At 47.8% G+C, this 21,493-nt stretch carries 24 protein-coding genes and 1 other annotated feature; of the genes, 20 read left to right on the top strand and 4 right to left on the bottom strand.

Translation table 11 applies throughout. The annotated features are described in order from the left end of the window. Window positions 1–64: 64 nt before the first annotated feature. The 11 genes from P402_RS16200 to P402_RS0104040 all read left to right on the top strand — a co-directional run bounded on the left by P402_RS16200 (window position 65) and on the right by P402_RS0104040 (window position 7,863). Window positions 65–1,279 (top strand): helicase-related protein, encoded by a 1,215-nt coding sequence (locus P402_RS16200; RefSeq protein ID WP_051525115.1) that lies wholly within the window; start codon window positions 65–67, stop codon window positions 1,277–1,279. Further along, window positions 1,276–1,923 (top strand): ComF family protein, encoded by a 648-nt coding sequence (locus P402_RS0103995; RefSeq protein ID WP_026827526.1) that lies wholly within the window; start codon window positions 1,276–1,278, stop codon window positions 1,921–1,923. The genes P402_RS16200 and P402_RS0103995 overlap by 4 nt, the downstream gene beginning before the upstream one ends. A gap of 201 nt (window positions 1,924–2,124) precedes the next feature. After that, window positions 2,125–2,346, top strand: coding sequence for a hypothetical protein (locus tag P402_RS16900; protein ID WP_152538817.1), 222 nt, complete (start codon window positions 2,125–2,127; stop codon window positions 2,344–2,346). A gap of 36 nt (window positions 2,347–2,382) precedes the next feature. After that, window positions 2,383–2,631, top strand: a complete 249-nt coding sequence (gene flgM / locus P402_RS0104005; RefSeq protein WP_026827527.1) for a flagellar biosynthesis anti-sigma factor FlgM — start codon at window positions 2,383–2,385, stop codon at window positions 2,629–2,631. 95 nt (window positions 2,632–2,726) lie between these two features. Beyond that, the gene (locus tag P402_RS0104010; RefSeq protein WP_026827528.1) at window positions 2,727–3,134 is read left to right on the top strand and encodes a flagellar protein FlgN; all 408 of its coding nucleotides are present in this window, start codon (window positions 2,727–2,729) and stop codon (window positions 3,132–3,134) included. Window positions 3,135–3,146: 12 nt separating this feature from the next. Further along, window positions 3,147–4,676: a flagellar hook-associated protein FlgK gene (gene flgK, locus P402_RS0104015; RefSeq protein ID WP_026827529.1), complete on the top strand. Its 1,530-nt coding sequence runs from the start codon at window positions 3,147–3,149 to the stop codon at window positions 4,674–4,676. A 7-nt stretch (window positions 4,677–4,683) separates the two neighbouring features. Beyond that, window positions 4,684–5,643: a flagellar hook-associated protein FlgL gene (gene flgL / locus P402_RS0104020; protein ID WP_026827530.1), complete on the top strand. Its 960-nt coding sequence runs from the start codon at window positions 4,684–4,686 to the stop codon at window positions 5,641–5,643. 17 nt (window positions 5,644–5,660) lie between these two features. Beyond that, window positions 5,661–6,239 (top strand): DUF6470 family protein, encoded by a 579-nt coding sequence (locus tag P402_RS0104025; protein ID WP_026827531.1) that lies wholly within the window; start codon window positions 5,661–5,663, stop codon window positions 6,237–6,239. Window positions 6,240–6,243: 4 nt separating this feature from the next. Then, entirely contained in the window at window positions 6,244–6,684 is a 441-nt protein-coding gene (gene fliW, locus P402_RS0104030) for a flagellar assembly protein FliW (RefSeq protein WP_026827532.1), read from the top strand. After that, complete coding sequence (gene csrA / locus P402_RS0104035; RefSeq protein WP_026827533.1) at window positions 6,684–6,911, top strand: carbon storage regulator CsrA; 228 nt, start codon at window positions 6,684–6,686, stop codon at window positions 6,909–6,911. The genes fliW and csrA overlap by 1 nt, the downstream gene beginning before the upstream one ends. Before the next feature lie 127 nt (window positions 6,912–7,038). After that, complete coding sequence (locus P402_RS0104040) at window positions 7,039–7,863, top strand: squalene/phytoene synthase family protein (protein ID WP_026827534.1); 825 nt, start codon at window positions 7,039–7,041, stop codon at window positions 7,861–7,863. A 52-nt stretch (window positions 7,864–7,915) separates the two neighbouring features. Here P402_RS0104040 and P402_RS0104045 read toward each other — a convergent pair whose 3' ends face one another. The 3 genes from P402_RS0104045 to P402_RS0104055 form a co-directional block, all read right to left on the bottom strand. Continuing rightward, window positions 7,916–8,818, bottom strand: coding sequence for an alpha/beta hydrolase (locus P402_RS0104045; RefSeq protein ID WP_026827535.1), 903 nt, complete (start codon window positions 8,816–8,818; stop codon window positions 7,916–7,918). Window positions 8,819–8,848: 30 nt separating this feature from the next. After that, window positions 8,849–9,730: a YitT family protein gene (locus tag P402_RS0104050; RefSeq protein ID WP_026827536.1), complete on the bottom strand. Its 882-nt coding sequence runs from the start codon at window positions 9,728–9,730 to the stop codon at window positions 8,849–8,851. A gap of 80 nt (window positions 9,731–9,810) precedes the next feature. After that, window positions 9,811–12,636, bottom strand: a complete 2,826-nt coding sequence (locus P402_RS0104055; RefSeq protein WP_026827537.1) for a sensor domain-containing protein — start codon at window positions 12,634–12,636, stop codon at window positions 9,811–9,813. A gap of 151 nt (window positions 12,637–12,787) precedes the next feature. Here P402_RS0104055 and P402_RS17135 point away from each other — a divergent pair, with 151 nt between their 5' ends. After that, window positions 12,788–13,063, top strand: coding sequence for a hypothetical protein (locus tag P402_RS17135; RefSeq protein ID WP_026827538.1), 276 nt, complete (start codon window positions 12,788–12,790; stop codon window positions 13,061–13,063). Between the two features lie 18 nt (window positions 13,064–13,081). Further along, the gene (locus tag P402_RS16905; protein ID WP_200868716.1) at window positions 13,082–13,285 is read left to right on the top strand and encodes a hypothetical protein; all 204 of its coding nucleotides are present in this window, start codon (window positions 13,082–13,084) and stop codon (window positions 13,283–13,285) included. Window positions 13,286–13,330: 45 nt separating this feature from the next. On the opposite strand, the gene P402_RS0104065 is transcribed toward P402_RS16905, so the two are convergent. Then, window positions 13,331–13,834, bottom strand: coding sequence for a hypothetical protein (locus tag P402_RS0104065; RefSeq protein ID WP_014971216.1), 504 nt, complete (start codon window positions 13,832–13,834; stop codon window positions 13,331–13,333). 137 nt (window positions 13,835–13,971) lie between these two features. On the opposite strand from P402_RS0104065, the gene P402_RS0104070 reads away from it, so the two are divergent. From P402_RS0104070 to P402_RS0104100, 7 genes are all read left to right on the top strand, one after another. Further along, window positions 13,972–14,454: a hypothetical protein gene (locus tag P402_RS0104070; RefSeq protein ID WP_026827539.1), complete on the top strand. Its 483-nt coding sequence runs from the start codon at window positions 13,972–13,974 to the stop codon at window positions 14,452–14,454. Window positions 14,455–14,531: 77 nt separating this feature from the next. After that, complete coding sequence (locus tag P402_RS0104075; RefSeq protein ID WP_026827540.1) at window positions 14,532–15,362, top strand: GNAT family N-acetyltransferase; 831 nt, start codon at window positions 14,532–14,534, stop codon at window positions 15,360–15,362. 367 nt (window positions 15,363–15,729) lie between these two features. Next, window positions 15,730–16,125: a hypothetical protein gene (locus P402_RS0104080; RefSeq protein ID WP_026827541.1), complete on the top strand. Its 396-nt coding sequence runs from the start codon at window positions 15,730–15,732 to the stop codon at window positions 16,123–16,125. Between the two features lie 62 nt (window positions 16,126–16,187). Next, window positions 16,188–16,423 (top strand) — a binding site (T-box leader). 94 nt (window positions 16,424–16,517) lie between these two features. Then, window positions 16,518–18,032 carry a peptide ABC transporter substrate-binding protein gene (locus tag P402_RS0104085; protein WP_026827542.1) on the top strand — a complete coding sequence of 505 codons (1,515 nt, stop codon included), beginning with the start codon at window positions 16,518–16,520 and terminating at the stop codon, window positions 18,030–18,032. Between the two features lie 198 nt (window positions 18,033–18,230). Then, window positions 18,231–19,514 (top strand): methyl-accepting chemotaxis protein, encoded by a 1,284-nt coding sequence (locus tag P402_RS0104090; RefSeq protein WP_026827543.1) that lies wholly within the window; start codon window positions 18,231–18,233, stop codon window positions 19,512–19,514. 223 nt (window positions 19,515–19,737) lie between these two features. Next, window positions 19,738–20,985, top strand: a complete 1,248-nt coding sequence (locus P402_RS0104095; RefSeq protein WP_026827544.1) for a flagellin N-terminal helical domain-containing protein — start codon at window positions 19,738–19,740, stop codon at window positions 20,983–20,985. Window positions 20,986–21,122: 137 nt separating this feature from the next. Continuing rightward, window positions 21,123–21,479 carry a flagellar protein FlaG gene (locus P402_RS0104100; RefSeq protein ID WP_026827545.1) on the top strand — a complete coding sequence of 119 codons (357 nt, stop codon included), beginning with the start codon at window positions 21,123–21,125 and terminating at the stop codon, window positions 21,477–21,479. The last annotated feature ends 14 nt before the right edge of the window (window positions 21,480–21,493 follow it).

Here is a 21,493-nt window from a genome sequence, read left to right on the forward strand (position 1 = left end):
ACGCGAGCAGGAAGTTTGTCCGTCTTGCCGAAAAGGTGAATCAGTCAACGAAAGGAAGTGGCTTATGGATTTACGTGGACGATTGATTCCGGACTACAGGCTCGACACGGCGGTCGATTATCCCCTTGAATACCGACCGGCTGTGACGTGGCGTTGCGAGCGGTGCGGAAAGTTACCGACCCGGGGACCGTGTACGTGCGGCAAATGCTGTTATTATTGCAGACATTGTTTGATTTTTGGAAAACTGCGGACGTGTGACCGTCTTGTCACGGACCCACGCCCGCTCGATCCTGTCCGTCCCGATCGCCATACGGAACTGAATTTGACGAGTGATCAGCAACGAATCGCCGATGCGATTATCCGGACGATTGATCAACAAGCGAAGCTGCTCGTCCATGCCGTGTGCGGCGCCGGGAAAACACCGATGTTGTTTCCGGGTATCGAACGGGCGCTCTCTACGAATCGCCGTGTCCTGATCGCGACGCCGCGTGCCGATGTCGTCCGGGAATTGGCGGAACATTTGAGACGGGCTTTTCAACAGGCGACCATCGTTTCACTGTTCGGAGGATCCGCAGATCGATTGGGGCTTGGCGACATCACGATCAGTACGACGCACCAATTGATTCATTACCGTACTTGTTTTGACGTCGTCTTCATTGATGAGGTCGATGCTTTTCCTTATCGAACCGATCGGACCTTACACCGCTATGTTCGTCAGGCGGCAGCTCCCGGTGCTTCCTTGATTTTACTCAGTGCGACGCCCTCGTTTCGCGATTTACGACTGCCGACGATCCGCTTGATGCGCCGCTATCACGGTTTTCCGTTACCGACACCTCGTCTGCAGATTCCTTACACGAAACACGACGTCGTGAACTGGCTCCGGATGCATGAGACAAAACCGCGTTTACTATTCGTCCCGCAAGTCGCCGTGCTTGAGACATGGCAGACTTTTTTGCATCAGCAAGGGATGAACTGTGAAACCGTCCATGCGGCTGATCCGGACCGTGTCAAAAAAGTCGCGCGTTTTCGCCAAACGACCGGTATTCTGTTGACGACGACGATTCTCGAACGGGGCGTGACGATAGTGGATGTTCAAGTGGCGGTTCTCGATGCCGATCAGTCCTTCAGCAGTGCCGCCTTGATTCAAATCAGTGGACGTGTCGGACGAAGTGCTGATTTTCCGCAAGGAGACGTCGTATTGTTTGCGAATGACCGGTCCGATGCGATGTATCAAGCGATTGACCAAACCAAACGAGCGAACCGGGAGGGATTTCAATGAACTGTCAGTTATGCGGACAGGACTATTTACCCAGTTGGACGTTATCAAATGTCTGGACTAGGCAAACCCTGTGTCCGACCTGTAAAATAGAATTTGTAAAAAGAGGGGAATGCGGAGAGTGTGAGGATTGCGGCAAACCAGGACCGTTGCTCTGTTCGGATTGTCAGAACTGGCGTAACAAGGGACAACAACTGGTCACGCACCCGTTATTTCTTTATCAGACGCAAGCAAAGGCGTTCATGAAACGGTATAAGTTTCTCGGGGACACGGCTTTGCTCGACGTGTTTAAAACAGAGCTTAAGAAGGTAAAAGTCAAACAGGACTGGATTGTCCCGATTCCGCTTAGTCCGGCTCGGTTGCGCGAACGCCGCTTTAACCAGGCGGAACTGATGGCGCGGATGATGCGGGGACGGGTCCGGCTTGTGCTGGAACGGACGGACGGAGTCGCGTTCAGTCATCTGACGCGGCATGATCGACTTGAACGGGACAATCCGTATCACGTCATTCAGCCGGTGACCGGAAAAACGATTTTGTTGGTCGATGATGTCTATACGACCGGAATCACCTTGCACCAAGCGGCTTCCCGGCTGTATGAAGCCGGTGCGAAAGAAATTTCTGCGGTAACTTTATTTCGAAGTGTTTAAAAAATCTTCATTCCTGCCGATATTCAATATGAGGTGAAGGAAATGGATGTATTAAACTGCAAAACTTGCGGGAAGTTATTTGTTCGTCAATCTTCTGATCTGTGTGTCGATTGTATCAGAAAAGATCATACTGATTTTGAGAAGGTGCGTGAGTTCCTGCGAGAACGGCGAAAAGTCCGAACCTCACCTAAAGATGTTGAGATGGCTATCGGAGTAAAGAGAGAAGCGGTCTTCCGTTACATCAAAGAAGGGCGATTGTTGATCTCTGAGATTTCTCAGATGGAGATCATGTGTGAGAGTTGCGGGAAGCCCTCCCGTGATGGCACGATTTGTGCCGAATGTCGTGAAAAGTTACGACGTGACCTCGCCCAAGCGATGCTTGATTCTTCTACCCCTTCGAAACCGCGAACGTATCGAACTTGAATTAAGAATCTTGTAGTCTAGAAAGCAGGTGTTCACATGCGAATTGATTCTACGAAGTGGGTTAACATGCCTAAAACGTACGAAAAAAATCAAAAAGTAGAAGGAACAGAACCAACACGTACCAGTCGGCCGGATGAAGTCACGATTTCAAGCGAAGCGCGTCTGCGTTTTAACGAAACGACGCCTTCACGGACCGAAAAAATCGAATCTCTTCGACAAGCCATTCAGGACGGAACCTACAAACCGGATGCGAAGAAAATTGCGGAACGTTTCTTGAACTTGTAAGAAGATTAACCTAAACAATAGAGGCGACTCGGGGCACGGATGCGCGGGTCGCTTTTTATATGAACGAACACAGACGGAAGAGGAGGACAGGACGGATGGAACTCATCGATCAGCTGACGGCGGAACATGCCGCACTACTTGAATTGGCAGAAGAAAAAAAGCAGGTCTTGATTCAAAACGATATGCAACGTCTTTCGCAACTCGTCAAGGAAGAGCCGATTCATTTAAAACGAATCGAACAGTTGGAACAGCAACGCCTGACGCAGATGGGCACGATGACGATGACGGAGTGGCTTCAAACCCACCCGGAGGATGTCAATTCCATGCGTCGGTTGCTCCAAACGATTGGTCAGTTAAAAGTACTCAACGAGTTGAATGCTGAGCTACTCACCCAGTCGTTACATTACTTAAACTGGCATCTTGAATTGCTGATACCAGAAGCAGATGATTTTACATATGGTCAGTCCGCGCTTGATCGCGCACATTTCAATCGAAATGCATAAGGAGGCAAATACATGGGATCAACATTCATGGGGCTTGAAACCGGTCGCCGTGCACTGACGACGAACCAGTGGGCGCTTCAGTCGACCGGAAACAATATCGCCAACGCAGGAACGGCCGGCTTTTCGCGGCAACGTCTTGTCATGGCGACGACGGAACAACTGTCGATGGCAATCGGAACGGGGAAAATGGGTCAGATTGGTACGGGTGTAAAAGGTGAACTCCTCGAACGTGTCCGTGATGTCATGCTCGATAAACAATATCGAGACGAGGCGACGAAGACATCTTACTATGGTACAAAAGAAGCAGCATTCGGACGGATGGAAGACGTCATCAATGAACCGTCGGACACCGGTTTGTCAAAAGCATTTGACGGGTTTTGGGAATCCCTTCAGACCTTATCAACGAATCCCCAGGATTCAGGTGCCCGGAGTGTCGTCCGTCAAAAAGCGGAGACGTTGACACAAACGTTTAATTATATGGCGAAGGCACTTAATCAAGTACAAGGTGACCTGAAAAGTGAAATTGAGGTCTCAACAAAAAAAGTAAATGATCTATTCAAAAAGATTCATAATATCAATGCAGAAATTCACACGGTCGAACCGCTTGGTGTGTTACCAAATGCACTTTATGATGAACGAGACCGTTACTTTGATGAACTTGCAGAGTACGTTGATTTTGAAAAGGTATCAGTCGACGGTGATGCGATTCAGCAAGGAACACTTGGGAATACGGTTAAAACGGCAGAAGGTCGGATCGATGTTCGAATCAAATTACCGAATGGTGACAAATTGCTTGCAGTGGATTCGGATTTACCTAAAGCAGGAACGTTGACCTTTACAACAGATGACAATGGTCTCTATACAGGATTCAAAACAGATTCACAAACGATCTCATTTGACGCAGCCGGCGGTTTTTCATCAGGTCGATTAATTGGTCTGATTGAGATGTATGGACACGTTGAGGATGGTCAAGCAACGGGTGAGTATGTCAATATGCAGGGACACCTGGATGAGATGGCAGCAACGTTTGCGACAGCATTCAACGAAGCGCATGCGACGAATGTAAAAAAAGACAAAACAGCGGGTACAAGTGAATTTTTTGTTTCTTCCAACGGAGGAGCAATCACAGCGAAGTCGATTACGCTTGGGGCAGACATTAAAAAGAGCCTGGATAACATTGCTACGTCGACAGACGGGAACATCGGTGATAGTGCCGGTGCCTTGAAACTGGCCAACATGAAGACGGCAAGTATTCGTTTTGAACGATCCGATACGACGACGACAATCGGTTCGTTTTATCAAAATGTCATTGGAGATATGGCAGTCGCAACGGATCAGGTCGCTCGGCTCGGTCAGAGTTCTGCCGTTTTGATGGAAAGTGCGGAACAGCGCCGTATGTCGGTTTCGGCTGTTTCAATCGATGAAGAGATGACGATGATGATTCAGTACCAACATGCATACAACGCGGCAGCGCGTAATATTACTACGGTTGATGAGATGCTTGATAAAATCATCAATGGTATGGGAATCGTAGGACGGTGATGACTAAATGCGCGTAACACAAACGATGCTGACGAAAACGAATATCGGACATCTATCAGCCAGTTATCAAAAACTGAGTGCGATGCAGGAACAATTGATCAGTGGAAAAAAGATTCAGCGACCATCTGAAGATCCGGTCGTCGCAATGCAAGGGATTCGTTACCGGACAGAAGTGCGTGAAGTCGAACAGTTCAAAAAAAATGTCAATGAAGCGACAGGTTGGATGGACTTGACGGACTCGGCACTCAACGAAGTGACATCCGCCATGAGCCGGGTCCGTGAATTAACGACACAAGCTGCGACGGATACGTATGATGCCACGCAACGGAAAGCAATTCAGAGCGAAGTGGGTCAGTTGATTGAACATATCGGGACACTGGCGAACACGAAATATAATGAAAAAGCCATTTTTAATGGAACAAAGACGGATCAACCCTTCATTTCGATGGAAGGTCTGAAAGAATATTTAACGACACCAGGTAAGGCGGTTAATACCGTATTTACAGACGGTGACCCAACTCAAAAAGAAGAAGAAGTCATACGCTATGAAATCTCTTCCGGAATTGAAGTACAAGTCAACGTTTCACCGACAAATGTATTTAGTCCGGAAACGTTCACGACGCTCAAAAAATTATACGATGCCCTTGGTGGGGTTTCAGACGCAGGTGCCGTCGATAGTTCAAATAATGGAGCCGAATTATCAGGTATGTTAAAAGATCTTGATAGTATGCTCAATCAAACGGTCGAAACGCGTGCTGACCTCGGGGCGCGGGTCAACCGACTCGAACTGAACGCATCTCGTCTGGAAGATCAGGAAATTATCGCGAAATCGGTCATGTCGGATAACGAAGACATCGAAGCCGAAAAAGTCATCATGGAACTGAAGTCGTATGAAACGTTACATCGTGCGGCACTCAGCGCGGGGGCGCGGATCATTCAGCCGACCTTGCTTGATTTCTTACGTTAAGAAGGGAATGACGGACGGTGAATCTGCCACATCTTGAGATGCGTCAAACGTCAGCGAAGATTGGAATCAATACCACCCGTGCGACACTTGAGCAACATCAGGCACCGGCGACGTTATCGATCGAACAGCCGAAAGGGAATCTGTCGATCGAGACAATTGCCGCCCGGCTCGAGATTGATTCGACTCAGGCGATGATTGAAACAGGAAGGATTCCGGCTTTTGAGTCTGTCCAGCGTTATGCGGAGTATGGTCGACAAGTGGGACAACAAGCGGTTGGACGTGCCGCTTCTGAAGGGGATCAACTGATGCGGATTGAGCAGGGGGGCAACGCAGTTTCCCGTGTCGCCAAATCGCGGGACACACCGCCTGCTGAAGTAACGACACTCGGCTTTTCGCCACGCAGTCTCGACCGGGTCAAAATCAATTACACACCGGCAGAAGTGCAACTCAATTACACGGCAGAGCGACCACGAATCGAGGTTCAGGTTAATCGTCCGGAATTGAAAGTCACGGAAGGTACGGTCGACATTTATCTACGGGAACAAAATCAACTGGACATGTGGCCGGTCGGCGGCATGTTCGATGGGGAAGGATAATCATATGCAAATCATGACTGATTTTTTTGGTCCGGTTCAAGTCGACGAAAGTGAAATCATCACGTTCGTTTCGGAAGTACCGGGTTTTCCGGAAGCACGACGCTTTATCCTCTTACCATTTGGGGAAGGCATTCCTTTCTGGTCCTTCCAATCGATTGACCAGCCGGAGTGTGCGTTCGTCGTGACGAATCCATTTTGGATTGATACGGATTACGTGTTTGAATTACCGGAATCGGCGAAAGAGCAGCTTGGTATTCAGGAAACGGCACAAGTCGCTGTCTATACGACGGTCACGTTACGCGAACCGTTCCAGGAGTCGACGACGAACCTACGGGCACCATTCGTCATGGAGACGCAACGCCGTCAAGCGAAACAAATCATTCTCGATGAAACGTACGCCAATCGTCGGATGATCGGCAGTCTGACTGAAGTAGGTGGCCGCTGATGCTCGTCTTAAAACGAAAAACGGGAGAAGCGATTCAAATCGGGGATGACATCGAGCTGACGATTCTCGCCATCGAAGGGGATCAAGTCAAGCTGGGCATCAATGCCCCGCGGCAAATCGATATCCACCGCAAAGAAATCTATTTGGCGATTCAGGATGAGAATGCGGAAGCCTCACAAAGTACCGGTCTGATGAGTCAATTATTAAAGCAACGGACGGATACATGACTAGGACAGGACAGACTTCAATGTCGGTCCTGTTTTTTCGTTCAACAAAAAAATGCTCATTTCTTTTGAATCGTGTATAGTAATGTAGAGAAAAGAAACCTTTTTGACTAAAGAGGGAGTGTAATGGATGAATGAGACGAAGCAGCTGAAGAAAGATGCGAATCGTGTATTAAAAGCGACGAGCCGGACCTTTTATATACCGATCAGCCGTCTGTCACAGGAATTACAGGAAGCCGTCGGAGCTGCTTACTTATGTATGCGGGCGATCGATGAAATCGAAGATCACGAGGAATTGCCGACCGGGGTCAAGACGACATTACTGCGGGAAACGGCGTTGATGATGCGGGGAACATTCGACGCGCATGCGTACCGGACGATGATTGCCCCTTATGCGGATCAGTTACCGGAAGTGACGCTACGCTTGTCAGAATGGATTGCGTATTGTCCGGTTGGTATTCGGACGAAAGTCTTGGAATCAACGGCCGAGATGGCAGAAGGCATGGCCACTTGGGCAGAGCGGGACTGGACGGTCAAAACGGCGGCAGACCTTGACGAGTACACGTATTACGTCGCAGGACTGGTCGGTGTCATGTTATCCGACATCTGGTACTGGAAAGCTGGTATCGTGACGGACAAGCAACAGGCAATCGGATTCGGACGGGGACTGCAGGCCGTCAACATCCTGCGTAATCAACAGGAAGACGCAGAACGTGGTGTCGGATATTTCCCGCCCGGTTGGACGACGGAGACGATGTTCGAGTATGCCCGCGAGAATCTGGCGGAAGCCGATGCGTACCTCGCATCGATTCCGAAACAGACGACTATTTATGAGTTCTGTAAGATTCCGCTTGCGCTTGCTCACGGAACGCTTGATGCACTCGCACGCGGGAAAGAAAAACTCAGCCGCCCGGAAGTCTTGAAGATTGTCGGCAGTGCCGTGTTAAAACGCTAAGTATATAAAAACAGGAGACTTTTGTTCTTAGGAACAAAGGTCTCCTGTCGGTTTAACGGATATCTTCGAGATAAGATAAGACTTTTTCTTCATAGGCTTTCCGGTCATGTTTGTACGACTGGACGTGTCCGCCGTTTTCCGTCACGTATAACTCGGAACGCGGCGCTGCTTTTTGCAACCGCATGCTCTCGGTGACCGGAATCGCGTCATCGTCTTTCCCGTGAATCATCAAAATCGGGTAATCGATCCGACGAATGGCTTCGATCGGTTGAACCCGTTCCGGATTCAATCCCGTCAAAGGCGGGGTGACTTGTAAGATGACCGGCGTGAACGGGAAGTTCGGCAATCCACTCCAAACCGGCAGATTCGTCTCGAGATAGTTCTTGAGGTCACTGAACGGACTGTCGGCGATGACACCGGCGACTTCGGCTTTTGGTGCCGTGACGAGAGACGTTGCAGCTCCCATCGAGATGCCATAGAGGACAACCGGTTCCGATGCGCGGGACTTCGCATAATTAACGGCCGTCAGCAAATCATCCTGTTCCTTCGCTCCGACGGTGACCCGTTTACCTTCGGATTCACCAGAACCGCGGAAATCAAATGTCAGGACGTTGTACCCGGCCTGGTGGAATTTCTTGAACAACGGAAGGATCGGGACATCATTTTGTTCCCGGTTCTTCCCGTACCCGTGGGCAAAGACGATTGTCAGCTTGGCGTCTTCACTCGGAATCCACCAGCCGGATAAACGGGTCCGGTCTTTGTAAGAGCGAAACGAGACATTTTCGTAAACGAGACCTTCCGCCTTTTTCGGGTTGGTCGTCAACGATTCCCGAGGCGGCTCCGTTAAGGAAGAACCGACATAAGCAGAAATTCCGACGATGGCAATCAGGACTAAGACGATGAGTACGATCAGTCCGGCAATCAGTTTCTTGCGGTGTTTTTTCAAAAACGACACGGCGATTCTTCCTCTCTCTAGTAGAGTACGTTAATGAATATCTTTTTTCTTGAAACGACCGCCATGGACATCATGGATGTTTCCGATCGCGATAAAAGCTTCTTCATCGAAATCACGGACGATTTCTTTCAGCTTCGTTTCCTCCAACCGACTGATGACACAAAAGATGATTTTTTTGTCATCGCCGGAAAAGGCGCCTTCCCCGTTTAGGTACGTCATCGTCCGACCGAGCCGGTCCATGATGGCAAGACCAATCTCTTCATGGTTTTCAGAAATGATCCAGACACTTTTCGACTGATCGAGCCCGTCGATGACGACATCAATCGTCTTGAAGGCGATGAAGTAAGTGATCAACGAATACATGGCCCGGTCCCAGCCGAAGACAAAACCGGCAGCCCCTAAAATGAAGACATTGAAGAACATGACGATTTCCCCGACGGAGAAGGGCGTTGATCGGCTGAACGAGACCGCTAAGATTTCCGTCCCGTCGAGTGAACCGCTGGCCCGGATGACGATCCCGACCCCGATTCCGAGAATCAGTCCTCCGAACACCGTCGCAAGCAAATCGACCCGTGTCATCGGACCGATGTCTTCGAGCAACTTCGTCGCAATCGCCATGACCGTGATGGCATACAGTGTGGATAAAGCGAAGGTTTTTCCGATTTGTTTATAACCAAAAAAAATGAACGGAATATTGAGGAAGAACAGCCAAAGGGCGAGTGTCGAGTCCGTCAGCTTGGAGCCGATGATTGAAATTCCGACGATCCCGCCATCGATGATGCTGTTCGGGACAAGGAACCCTTTTAATCCAATCGCAAAAATAACCGCCCCAATCGTCAATAACAACAGGCGGCGCACCAGTTGCCATTTTGTCGAACGGCGGTGTCGTTTGGCCTGTTCAGCAGCGGGCATCGAATCCCTCCTTTTTACACACTTTTCATTACTATAACAAAAAAGCACTAAGGCGTGCGAGAACGACCTTAGTGCTGGTATTATCCGGTATAGCGAAGAGACTGGAAAAAACGTAAGACCAGTTCAGCTTCTTGGACAGTTGCATATTGTCCGACATATTGTCCCTGTTCGATGGCGATGATGGACAAGGTACAGGAGACCATTTGAATCCCTTCGGTGAGCCGTACTTCAAACGTCGCGGTCTGCAACGGCAGTGGCGTTTTCGTCGTGAAGTAGAGATGACGGGTACTCGTCCGGTGTGCCTGAATGTCTGAAAAACTAAAATCAAAGGCTTGATTTTGATGTTTCAGCATCTTGATTTTTCCTGAGACGGAGAAACTGGGAATGGTATCGGACGCAAGGGAACAGGCTTCAATCGGATACAACACTTCCCGTAAGAGGAAACTTTCCATCACCTCTGCCGATACCGGTCTACTAAATAAATAACCTTGGATATTCGGACAGTTCAAGAACCGGAACATCTCGAGTTGTTGTAATGTTTCGATTCCTTCCGCGATGACGGCTAGATTAAACTCTGTTGCCATGTAAAGAATACTTTTGACGATGGCTTGCGCTTTTCGATCCTTCGCGATATGCGTCGCAAATTGCCGATCAATCTTGACGACGTTGATCGGATAACGTTGCAAATAGACCATTGAGGAGTATCCTTTTCCAAAGTCGTCGAGAGCAATCCGAACACCGAGCTGACTTAAGTGTTCGAGGGTCCGACTGATGTTCGGGTCATCCATGATCAAGGCGGCTTCCGTGATTTCAAGTTCAAGCAGATCAGCCGACAGCTGGTACGTTGTCAGAGCTTGTTCGATTTGATGCTCGAACCCGGGGATCAAAAACCGTTTTGGGGAGACATTGACGGAAATCGGAACAAGTTCAGCACCGGCACGGGACCAGTTGATCATCGCCTGACACGCCGTCTCGACGACCCAGTCGCCAATCGCGATATGGAGTGCACTTTCTTCTGCAAGTGGAATAAAATCATTTGGTGGAATCCGTCCCCATTCCGGGTGTTGCCACCGGATTAAGGCTTCGAGACCAATGATTTTCCCAGTCCAGCTATCGACTTTCGGTTGGTACTCAAGAAACAGTTGATTCCGCTCAATCGCGTAATGCAAATCTTGTTCGAGGCGGTAACGGCGATAGTAATCGATATCGAGATTGGACGCATAATGATGGACGGCACTATGGTCTTCTCGGCGCGAACGCCGCAGTGCCGTATATGAATGTTTCATCAGCTCAATCGGATCATGACTATCATCCGGAAAACGGCTGATCCCAATCGAGACCCGGGCAAACAAGGCGTATGGCTCAATCAGAATCGGTGCATCAGATAACGTGAGCAAGGCTTCGGCACACGATGTGATGTCTTGCTTGAAGCTGGACGGAATGAGGATCGCGTATTCATCGCCACCGAGATGACCAAAAAAGACTTCATCTGGTTTTGATGTGTAGAGAAGAGCGCTCGTTGCTTGAATCCACTGATCACCGGACGCATGACCAAATGCATTGTTGATTTCAGAAATCCGGTTAAACGAAATCGATAAAATCGAGAAGGTGGTATTCGTTTGCATCCAGTCCTTGATGGTTTCAGTTAACGAGATCCGGTTTGGCAGACCGGTGACAGAATCGTGCATCGCGAGTTGCTGCAACCGTTCTTCATATTCTTTTTGTAACGTGATGTCATGCATGATGCTGTTCGTATAGGCAATCGATCCATCGAGCTGAAAGACGGGGATTTGTTGATCCTCGACCCATTTGCGACGGCCATCTGGAAACAGCAGTCGATACTGGATTGTGCCGGATTTCCCGGAGGTTAGGCGTTTGATGAACTGTTTCATCGCCGGTTTATCACGCGGGTCCAGTCGCTCAAACAACCAGTCTTGACTGAGAATCAAGTCTTTTGGCAGCTCCTCGAAAATCTGGAAGAATCCTTTGGAATGAAACAGCAGCCGTCCACTTGATAAATCAATTTGTGAAATCGCCGCTTCGAGCGCCTCGTAGATTTCCTTTGTCTGTTCACGTTCGAGCTTCAGTTGGCGCCGAACTTCATCGACTTCCGATAAATCGTACAAAATAACTGAAATCGGTCCATTCAGACCGTCTCGTCGCAACGCTTTTAAACGTAAGAGTTGATACTCTTGATTGGCATTTAGAACGGATACCTCTTGTTCAAACGTATCGAGTTCTCCGTCGAGCAGCCGAATCATCTGAAACTTGAGTGGGTCAAAGTCACGTGGGTGAATCCATTGGTGCACTTGTTCATTCCACAAGTGTTCGGGCTTCTCTGGATCAAGGCCTAAGTAGTTGATCAAGGACGGGGAATACTCGATGGTTCGTGTCGACGGATCATATTTGAAGACGACGAGTTCCGCGATCTGTTCCGTCAGTTCAAGTTGGGAGCGGATTTGCGCGACATCATGTTCGAGTTGCTTTTCGCGGGTGATGTCGCGGGCAACGCCGTAGACGCCGACAATCTGACCATCTTGTTCAATCGGCATGTTGGTGATTTTTAACGTCAGCCGATGTTGATCGACGTGCAGTCCTTGCGCTGTATAATGGACGGTTTCCCCGGCAAGGGCACGTTTGAAAAAGGCAGTCACGGCATCAATCTGTTCCGGTGGATTGAAGACTGCGAAATGTTCGTATAACGTTTCCTGCGAATAACCGAGCATCTGCGGAAGGTATTCATTAAAATAAATGATTTCACCGAGGTGATTGAAGAAAAAAACAGCATCCGTCGTCTGCTTGAAAAACGGTTCCATACGTTCCGGATGTGACAGTTCTAGCCCTCCGATCAACAGAGGGGATGTGGACGAACGACTAAGTCGTTGCATCGCGTTGAAAAAAGTCATAGCTGAATCTCCTCACTCGAATTTTTAGCTCTCTTTCTAGTATCGGAGTATCTGTCCCTGAATTGCAATCAAAGTTCGACAGATAGACTTATTTTTCAAAAAAAGTGAATCATTTTTTGGGGGGTAAGTGAAAAAAGGGGAAGGTGGGAGATTGCGTCCAGGTTCTTTCGCTCACTTTTCTCGGGCGGAACGGAAACCGCGGTCGCCTTGGCAGTCGACCGGGTCTCCCTTGTTCCTGAAGGAAGCAAAGCTTCCTTTTTCCGTAGAAGTCGAGCTTCGAAAGTGGACGCAACCGTCTTATACGATGCACGGATCGAGAGGAAAACGGAAAGAATACAAAACCATAAAAGATGATAAAGTCGCAAAATTGAAGAAGATTATTTTAGGATACAAAAAGACAAACTTTGTCATGCTCCACTGGGTGTGAAGACTGACGCGGTTTGTCGTGATTCAATGTGTCATCAGACCGCTAAGTCACCAGATGTGTCGCGGAGGCGGATCGGGCGACGTTTACGTCAAACAAGACGGTGGGTCCGGACACAGCCTTGCGATCAGCCTGTTGATTCTTGACAGTCACGGCTTGACGTATGGTGTCCGAGAGAGTGCACTCGGAGGCGCCTGCTTTTATGTCTGCTTCAAGGAAAAATAAAAAATGTCCCGCTCTTCATACATGATGAAGGGCGGAACGTGCGGTTTATTCAGAGTCGTTTGCTTGGACGAGGCTTGGTTTGACGAGTGTATAGAATTCATCACTCATCCCGACACGGCTGCCCATCTGGCAAGCGAGTTCGAGTGTTTCCTGGTAGAATTTCGCAACTAAGCCATGGTTTTTGATGTGCATGTCTTTCATTGCTTTTTCGACACCCAGAACGACTTTTGCGATTTGGTCATCGGCGTCATTACGAACAGGGACGACGTTTTCCGGCAAATCAACTTCTTTGTCGTGTCCGTTGAAGCGGAACGAGGCGCCGAATCCGAGGTGCTCGAGGAAGAAGTGTGGTAACAATTTACCGGCAAAGAACTGGTGCCACTCGCTTTCTTTCATCGTATTCATATCGCGTTTGAAAGAAGTCGTCGCGAGTGCGTAGCGGTCATGTGTATCTTTCATGAACTTCTCGAGGATTGGTACCTGCATCGCAAACGAATTCTTCAGCAGATTATCGAGCTGTTCTTGCGTTAATTGTTCTTGTTCAGCCATCAGTTTAACCCCATTTCGTTTCGTTACTTCTATCGTAAGAAATTTAGACAATTCCGTCAAATCTTTTTCAAGAATAGAGTTTACCTATTTCACAAAAGGGAATTTAACTATTATCGAAGGGTTGAGGGGGAGTTAGCATGAAACGACTAGCAATGACAGGGGTATTAATCGGGGCATGTCTAATTCCAGTGACAGCTTTCGGCGCAAGCAACGTGACGTATCAAAAAGGAACGGTTCAAAATAAAGAGTTCGGTTATTCGGTCAAAGCGACGACTGCTCTACAGACAGCAATCAAACAAGACAAGGTCGACGTCGTCAAAAACAAAACCGTTAAGACGAAATACGGGACCGTGACACGAAGCGGGACGTTTTCGCTTTATTATAAAGTGAAGGGCAAAGACCAATTGCTCGTCAACTTGAACTTTGAACCGAAAAAATTATCAAAAAAACAATTTGAAAAACAAGTCGGGTACGGGACGTATCTCGGAATAAAAGGCAACAAAACGTATTATTATGTCCAACCGACAGAAGCCGTCAAAGGCGCAGTCGGTAAAGAAAAAATCGCTCACTTGATCACAAAGGATGTCCCGGCGATGATGAAAACATTTAAATTAAAATAAGTAAACTGCAAGGGGCACCAGCTTTTGCTAGTGCTTCTTTTGATGGTCCGATATAGTAAAGGTTGAGGTGAAGTGAAATGGAATGGACAGTAACAGAAGTCAAACAAACAACAGAAGTATTGCAACTTGAGAAATGTGTCAACGATCACGACGGAATTGAATTGAAAGTCGCGGCGGATTGGGTCGGACAAAATGATTTCGCGATTTATGACGATACGAAATTAATCGGTTATCTGCAGGCCTTCGCGTATTTGCCGACGGAGTGGGAACTCAATGTCTTCGTCGATCCAGATTACCGGAAGCAAGGTGTCTTTAAGACACTTGTCGAAGTAGCGAAAGAAGCGGCACGTCCGCAAGGCGTCGAAGCGTTTACGTTCGTCATTGATGACGCAAGCGAGTCCGGCCAAGCGGTCCTTGGTCAACTTGGTGCTGAATACCGGATGACGGAATACAACATGGTGCTGAAAAAAGCGCAATTGTTCTTAAAAGCGGATCCGGATTTCGAACTGCGGGAAGCGACAGCGGACGATCGTCCGTTCATCGTTGAGACACTCGGTTCATCATTCGGCAACACGGCAGACGAGGCAGAATCTATTTACCAAGCGATTGAGTCGGATGATCGTGTCACGTTCATCGGTGTCGCAAACCGCAAGCCAGTTGGTGTCATTCGGGCTTATCTGGCGTCAGACACGCAGGCGAGCATTCATGCCTTTGCCGTCCGCCCGGAAGCACAGGGCAACGGATACGGTAAGAAAATGTTGAAGCTGATGGTCCAAGCGATGTTCCGGACCGGGCGGACGCAACTTGAGCTCGACGTCGAGACAGACAACGCACGAGCGCTTGATTTGTATAAAGATGCCGGGTTCGTTGTTGGACGCGGTTATCAGTTCCACGTGCTTGGCTTATAATTGTTTTGTAGAAAGTCCATGCGAGTGGGCTTTTTTTGTAGAGTTCAAAGACCACAGGTCTGTCCACTTTTTAAATAAATACGATATCGTTTCCGGTTGTCCGGTGGCGCGCTTTCCTCGGGCGGAACGCAAGCCGCGATCGTCCTCTTCGGACGACCGGGTCTTGCCTGTTCCTGACGGAAGGGACAAGCCCTTCCTTTTCCCGCAGGAGTTGCGCCTGGACTCCGGAAACTGAGGCATTGAAAAATTGGTGAGATATGATGAAGTGACGACATAAAAAAACAAGTTCACATTCTAAAGGAAATCTGAAACCTTCTCCGTTTTTTGTCGTATACTACACATATGGAAAAAAAGAGGAGGCGACGTTATGGAATGTCGGAAAGATTCATTACGGACGTTGAAGTGGGTATCAGGTGGTTTAGAGGCAATGCTCGGGATTCCGGTGCTTGGTGGATTATTTATTGTCTTTGGAACAGGTTACAATGCGCTTTGGGTTATGTTAGCGTTCCATATCGTGGTCGTCGTTTTGACGGCAAGAGCCGGCCGTGTTTCAAAAGGAAACATCGTCGGGATTGTTGCATCAACAGTCGGTGTCATTCCGGTCGTCGGCATGTTCTTGCATCTAGCTGCAGCGATTACGATCTTGCTTGATGCGGCATTCGTGAACCGGATCATTACGCGGACACATGTTGAACGTGTCGAACCGATCCGTCCCCGTCCGGTCCGGAAAGAACAGGAACGCAAAGAAGACCATCCGTTCTAAGTTTTTTTCGTTGACAGGAGAAAACAAGCCGTGTAAAGTAAACAACAAGTTAAGCCATATCAAACAAATCAACGACGCGGAGTAAGTACCGTCAACACTGCCGACAAAGCGAGTCAGGAAAGGTGAGAGCCTGACGCGGTAAGCTGATTAGGGAATGGACCGCTGAGAGCCTGTTGAACGATTCAGTAGACAGGACGGTTGCCTCCGTTAACGGGCTAGCTGGTTGTTGGACCAGCGACAAGAGGAGATTTTTAATCTCAACTAGAGGTGGCACCGCGCGGATAAAGGCGTCCTCTATGCATCAGCTTTTGCTGTGCATAGAGGACGCCTTTTGTTTTACGTCAAGGAACGCCGAATCATCCAACGCACATTATCTTTAGGGGGAATTTTTGATGAAAAAGACATTGATCGCGGCGGCAAGTACGGCGTTCCTGCTTGCAGGATGCTCAACAACGGATACGGAACAAGCAGCACCAAATAAGAACGAAAAGAAAGTCCTGCATACGATGGAAAGTTACGATCTCCTGTCAGTCGACCCGGCAGACGCCATCACGTCAAATATCTTTAACCAGATTTATGAAGGACTCTACCGCTTTGATGCAAACAATGAACTGGTCCCGGCAGCAGCGAAGTCGCATAGCGTGTCGGAAGACGGAAAAGTCTATACGTTTAAGCTCGACCCGAATGCCAAATGGTCGGACGGCAAGCCGGTTACAGCGGAAAACTTCCGTTATGCATATGAGCGCGTCATCGACACGAATTCACCGTTCGCGTATCTGCTCGAGCCGGTTAAGGAAACGAAAGTCATCGACGACGAAACGTTACAGATCGAACTGAAACGCCCGACACCGTACTTCCTCAGCATGACGACGTTTGGCACATACATGCCGGTCCGGGAAGACATCGTCAAAGCGCAAGGCGACAAGTTCGGAACGGATCCGAAAACGAACGTCTACAACGGACCGTTCACGTTCAAAAAATATCAGGCCGAGCAAGGTTATACGCTCGCAAAAAACGCGGACTACGCCGACCGGAAAAACGTCAAGATCGACGAAGTCGATGTCAAAATCATCAAAGATCCGATGCTCGCGATCAACTTGTTTGAAACAGGCGAACTCGACGTTGCACCACTCAACTCAGAAAACGTCGTCACGTACAAAAACAAAAAAGAGTACAACACGTTCAGCGATTCGCGGATGTTCTTCATTCGGATGAATCAAAAAACGGACGCGCTCAAAGATCAGAAGACACGTCAGGCGATTGATGCGGCCTACGATAAAAAAGCACTGACGGAAACGTTGCTCGGAAACGGTTCATTGCCGGCTGATTACATTGTCCCGCAGGATCTTGATCCGAAATACGACAAGACACGTCAAATCGAATCGTCGTTTGACGCGGCACAAGCGAAACAAGTTTTGGCTGGTCAAAACCTTGAGCTGACGATGATCATTGAAGACGACGATGTCTCGAAGAAAATCGGTGAGTACATCCAAGGTTCACTGAAACAACAAAACGTCGACGTTAAACTGTTGTCACTGCCGAAAAAAGAACGATTGGCGCGTGAAGGACGAGGGGATTACGACTTGTCACTCGCGAGCTGGGCTCCAGATTATCAAGATGCAACAACGTACTTGAACTTGTTCATGACAGGAAATCCGTTTAACATGATGGACTACTCGAACAAGAAGTATGACGGTCTCTTGAAACAGGCGGAAAACGAACTCGATCAAGATAAACGTCTGGAACTGTTAAGCGAAGCAGAAACGATGTTGCTTGACGATCAAGCCATCTCACCGGTCTACCAACGAAAAAATGCCTTCCTCCAAAACACAGAAGTCAAAAACCTGGCCCGTCATAATGTCGGAACAGATATCTCGTATAAATACGTCGAGATTGACCGTAAGTAACGTTCTAAAATTAAAGATACCCAATCGACTTTCTTTCTATAGGAAGTGTTGATTGGGTATTTTTGTGCATGGCGTTTCATTTGTGGTGAAAATGAGATGAGAAAGAACTGGAAAATCAGGTCAATTCACTTAAAGCGTCCTCAGAAGTTGCCGATAAGTAAGGTGATGAGATTTGAAACAGGAAAGGGAGTTTCGAAGATGAGTAGATTACGCAAAAATTTAAAGATGCGGTTGTTTGTCTGGGTCTTGGCGATTTCAGTCATTACTGGTGGGATTTCAGCACAGTTGACGTTGTTCTTAAACCGAGGACTTAATGTCGCTGACGGACCGTCGATTTGGTTAGGTGCCGGGATTGGCTTAGTTTTATCCATCATTGGTTCAGCATTGATCCAATTGATTCTCCGTCAACCGATTAAAGCGATTGAAAAGGCGACGGAAACAGCGCGTGAAGTCGCAAACGGTAATTTCAACGTTGATTTCGAAGAAGCAAAACGCGGCGACGAAGTTGATCAGTTGATGCATGAACTCGAAGTCATGGTCTTACATATCCGCAAACAGGCAACACAGATGGGCAATTCAAGTGATAAATTAACGGCGTCAGCGCAGGAAATCGCGGCTGCTGTCCAAGAAGGTAATGCATCAGGCGAAAGCATCCGCTCTGCGATGGCAGAGCTATCGACGAAGATGAATGAAAACGTCGATCAAGCTTATCTGTCGATGGACGCGCTCGGTGCCGTTAAACGGACGATGGATGAAGTCGCAAAAGAAATGAATGAAGCGTTGAAATCGGCGACCGTCATGCAGACGGAAGCTGAGAACGGGAAGACGCTGGCGACAGATTCTGTCGAAGCGATGCATATGATTTCAAGTAAGATGGAACAATCAGCGACATTGAACAGTCGACTAACCGGCATGACAGGTGAAATTTCGAGGATTACCGATGTTATCAGTGACATCTCGGCCCAGACGAACTTACTCAGTCTCAACGCCTCGATTGAAGCAGCACGGGCCGGTGACGCCGGGCGTGGCTTTGCCGTTGTTGCGGCAGAAGTTAAGAAACTCGCGGAACAAACAGCAACATCAGCCAAAGAAATCACGGATTTAATTTCCGGTGTTAAACGTCTTGTTAACGATACAGCTAATGCGATGACGGACGTCCAAAAAGAAGTTGCGACTGGTGTCGGACTCGTCGAACAAGCCGGTTCGTCGTTTGAAGAGATTCACCAGTCGACAGAGAGTGTTTATTCACGTGTCCAGTCGGTTGATCAACTTGTCATTAAGTCAGACAAGGAAATCGATCAGGTTGGATTGACGACGGCAAATATCCTTGCGATGGTCGAAGAAGCATCGAAACACGCGGAACAGGTCTTGCAGGCATCAAGCCATCAAGCGGCTTCACTTGGTGAAGTCAACGGTGCAATGGAAGAGCTCGTCGCCGTCGCGGAACAACTACAGGAAGAGACAGGCGCGACGCGTCTGTGAATCAGAAATCGCAGACGGAAACAGCGTCTGCGATTTTTGTTTGAAGTTTTTTATTTTTTTTGAGAGAAACTGTTAAACATTTCGGTACGGCGACGATATATAGAGTGGAAGCAGTCATCGACTACAACCACCGCGCTACTCTTGGGCCGGCCAGGGGGCGCATCTCGGAGAAGAAGGATCTTCAAAGAGACAAAAAAATTATTCCTATGGAGGGAAACTTACAATGATTATCAATCACAACATTACAGCACTTAACACACACAACAAACTTTCGAGCGCTTCTGCTGCTCAAAGCAAATCAATGGAAAAATTAGCTTCAGGTCTTCGCATCAACAAAGCGGGCGACGATGCTGCTGGTCTTGCAATCTCTGAAAAAATGCGCGGACAAGTTCGTGGACTTGATCAAGCTTCACGTAACGCACAAGACGGTATCTCAATGATTCAAACTGCTGAGGGTGCACTTAATGAAACGCATGATATCCTTCAACGGATGCGTGAACTTTCTGTCCAATCTGCTACAGATACAAATACTGATGCAGATCGTACAAACATCCAAGATGAAGTTAACCAATTAGGAAAAGAAGTTGATCGTATTCGCGATACAACTCAATTCAATACAAAAAATCTTTTAAACGGTTCAATGGATAAAGGACAAGCAGCTGCTGTAGCAAACATTAACCAAAATACAGAAGTTAAAACTGCTACTGCAAGTCTTTTAACAGATGCTTTGACAACTTTAACTGATAAAAACGGAAACAACTTAGGTATCACAGCAACTGACGTAATCAGTGTCTCTTATGTAAAAGATGGAGCGACTGTTACGAACTCATTTACTGCTGGAGCACTTACGACAGCTGCATTAGGAACAACTAACGGTGCTGCTGGGGATACTAACCTAACACTCGCTGCGGATGCTAATAAAAATCTTTCTATCACAGCAGCAGCAGGTGGTTCAGGTGCAGCAATCAATGGTCTTACTGTAACTGTTAAAGATGCATCTGGAAACGTGAGAAGTGCTGCTACAAACGCACTTTCAAGTTTTACAGAAACAACAGCTGCTGCTAACATCAACACAGATGGACAAGCAACTTTCCACATCGGTTCTAACACTGGACAAAACATTCAATTAGCATTTAAAGATATGGGTACTTCTGCTTTAGGTGTTAAAGATTTAAAAGTTGGTAACCAAGGTCAAGCAAACGTTGCTGTTAAAGTTCTCGATACTGCAATTCAAAAAGTATCTGCAGAGCGTTCTAAACTCGGAGCAACACAAAACCGCCTCGAGCACACAATCAACAACCTTAAAACATCTTCTGAAAACCTGACAGCGGCTGAATCACGCGTTCGTGACGTTGATATGGCAAAAGAAATGATGAACCAAACGAAGAACTCGATTCTTGCGCAAGCAGCACAAGCTATGCTTGCACAAGCAAACCAACAGCCGCAAGGCGTTCTCCAATTACTCCGTTAATCGTAATTGGTCATACAATTTACTTAAAGGTCGTGGACTCGTTCCATGGCCTTTTTCTATTGATTTTTAAATCAGGTATTACAACTTACTGGAAGATGCCGATATACTACATAGAGAAGAAAAAGGAGTGTTTGTCTATGAATTCCATCAACACGGAAATTCGGCTTCACCTGCCTGAAAATGTCTTACCATACGAAGCGACACGAAATGTCTTCGTCGAAGCGAATCAAGAGGACTTGGCACAGGATGGAGTCGTTATTCTACCGACACCGCAACATATCGCAAAGCTTGAAACAGCCATTGAAAAGGCAAATGTCCAGCTCGAATCACAACGAACAGGCTTAAAGTTTATCAAACATGAAAAACTCAATGAATTTTATATTCAAGTCGTCGATACAAATAACCATGTCGTCCAAGAAATTCCGAGTAAAAAGGAACTCGATTTTTTTGCCGCTTTCATGGAATTTAATCAACTGATCGATAAACGGATTTAAGGGAAAGGACTGAT

It is taken from the genome of Exiguobacterium sibiricum 7-3 (genome assembly GCF_000620865.1).
GTDB classification, from domain to species: domain Bacteria; phylum Bacillota; class Bacilli; order Exiguobacteriales; family Exiguobacteriaceae; genus Exiguobacterium_A; species Exiguobacterium_A sibiricum_A.

Bases quoted from the DNA above. Each gene is read 5' to 3' on its own strand.
- P402_RS0104080 (WP_026827541.1), top strand. From the start codon at position 15,730: ATGGAATGTCGGAAAGATTCATTACGGACGTTGAAGTGGGTATCAGGT.
- P402_RS0104090 (WP_026827543.1), top strand. From the start codon at position 18,231: ATGAGTAGATTACGCAAAAATTTAAAGATGCGGTTGTTTGTCTGGGTC.
- flgM (WP_026827527.1), top strand. From the start codon at position 2,383: ATGCGAATTGATTCTACGAAGTGGGTTAACATGCCTAAAACGTACGAA.
- csrA (WP_026827533.1), top strand. From the start codon at position 6,684: ATGCTCGTCTTAAAACGAAAAACGGGAGAAGCGATTCAAATCGGGGAT.
- P402_RS0104085 (WP_026827542.1), top strand. From the start codon at position 16,518: ATGAAAAAGACATTGATCGCGGCGGCAAGTACGGCGTTCCTGCTTGCA.
- P402_RS0104065 (WP_014971216.1), bottom strand. From the start codon at position 13,834: ATGGCTGAACAAGAACAATTAACGCAAGAACAGCTCGATAATCTGCTG.
- P402_RS0104050 (WP_026827536.1), bottom strand. From the start codon at position 9,730: ATGCCCGCTGCTGAACAGGCCAAACGACACCGCCGTTCGACAAAATGG.
- P402_RS0104075 (WP_026827540.1), top strand. From the start codon at position 14,532: ATGGAATGGACAGTAACAGAAGTCAAACAAACAACAGAAGTATTGCAA.
- P402_RS16900 (WP_152538817.1), top strand. From the start codon at position 2,125: ATGGCTATCGGAGTAAAGAGAGAAGCGGTCTTCCGTTACATCAAAGAA.
- P402_RS0103995 (WP_026827526.1), top strand. From the start codon at position 1,276: ATGAACTGTCAGTTATGCGGACAGGACTATTTACCCAGTTGGACGTTA.
- P402_RS16200 (WP_051525115.1), top strand. From the start codon at position 65: ATGGATTTACGTGGACGATTGATTCCGGACTACAGGCTCGACACGGCG.
- flgK (WP_026827529.1), top strand. From the start codon at position 3,147: ATGGGATCAACATTCATGGGGCTTGAAACCGGTCGCCGTGCACTGACG.
- P402_RS0104010 (WP_026827528.1), top strand. From the start codon at position 2,727: ATGGAACTCATCGATCAGCTGACGGCGGAACATGCCGCACTACTTGAA.
- flgL (WP_026827530.1), top strand. From the start codon at position 4,684: ATGCGCGTAACACAAACGATGCTGACGAAAACGAATATCGGACATCTA.
- P402_RS0104100 (WP_026827545.1), top strand. From the start codon at position 21,123: ATGAATTCCATCAACACGGAAATTCGGCTTCACCTGCCTGAAAATGTC.
- P402_RS0104070 (WP_026827539.1), top strand. From the start codon at position 13,972: ATGAAACGACTAGCAATGACAGGGGTATTAATCGGGGCATGTCTAATT.
- P402_RS0104095 (WP_026827544.1), top strand. From the start codon at position 19,738: ATGATTATCAATCACAACATTACAGCACTTAACACACACAACAAACTT.
- P402_RS0104055 (WP_026827537.1), bottom strand. From the start codon at position 12,636: ATGACTTTTTTCAACGCGATGCAACGACTTAGTCGTTCGTCCACATCC.
- P402_RS0104040 (WP_026827534.1), top strand. From the start codon at position 7,039: ATGAATGAGACGAAGCAGCTGAAGAAAGATGCGAATCGTGTATTAAAA.
- fliW (WP_026827532.1), top strand. From the start codon at position 6,244: ATGCAAATCATGACTGATTTTTTTGGTCCGGTTCAAGTCGACGAAAGT.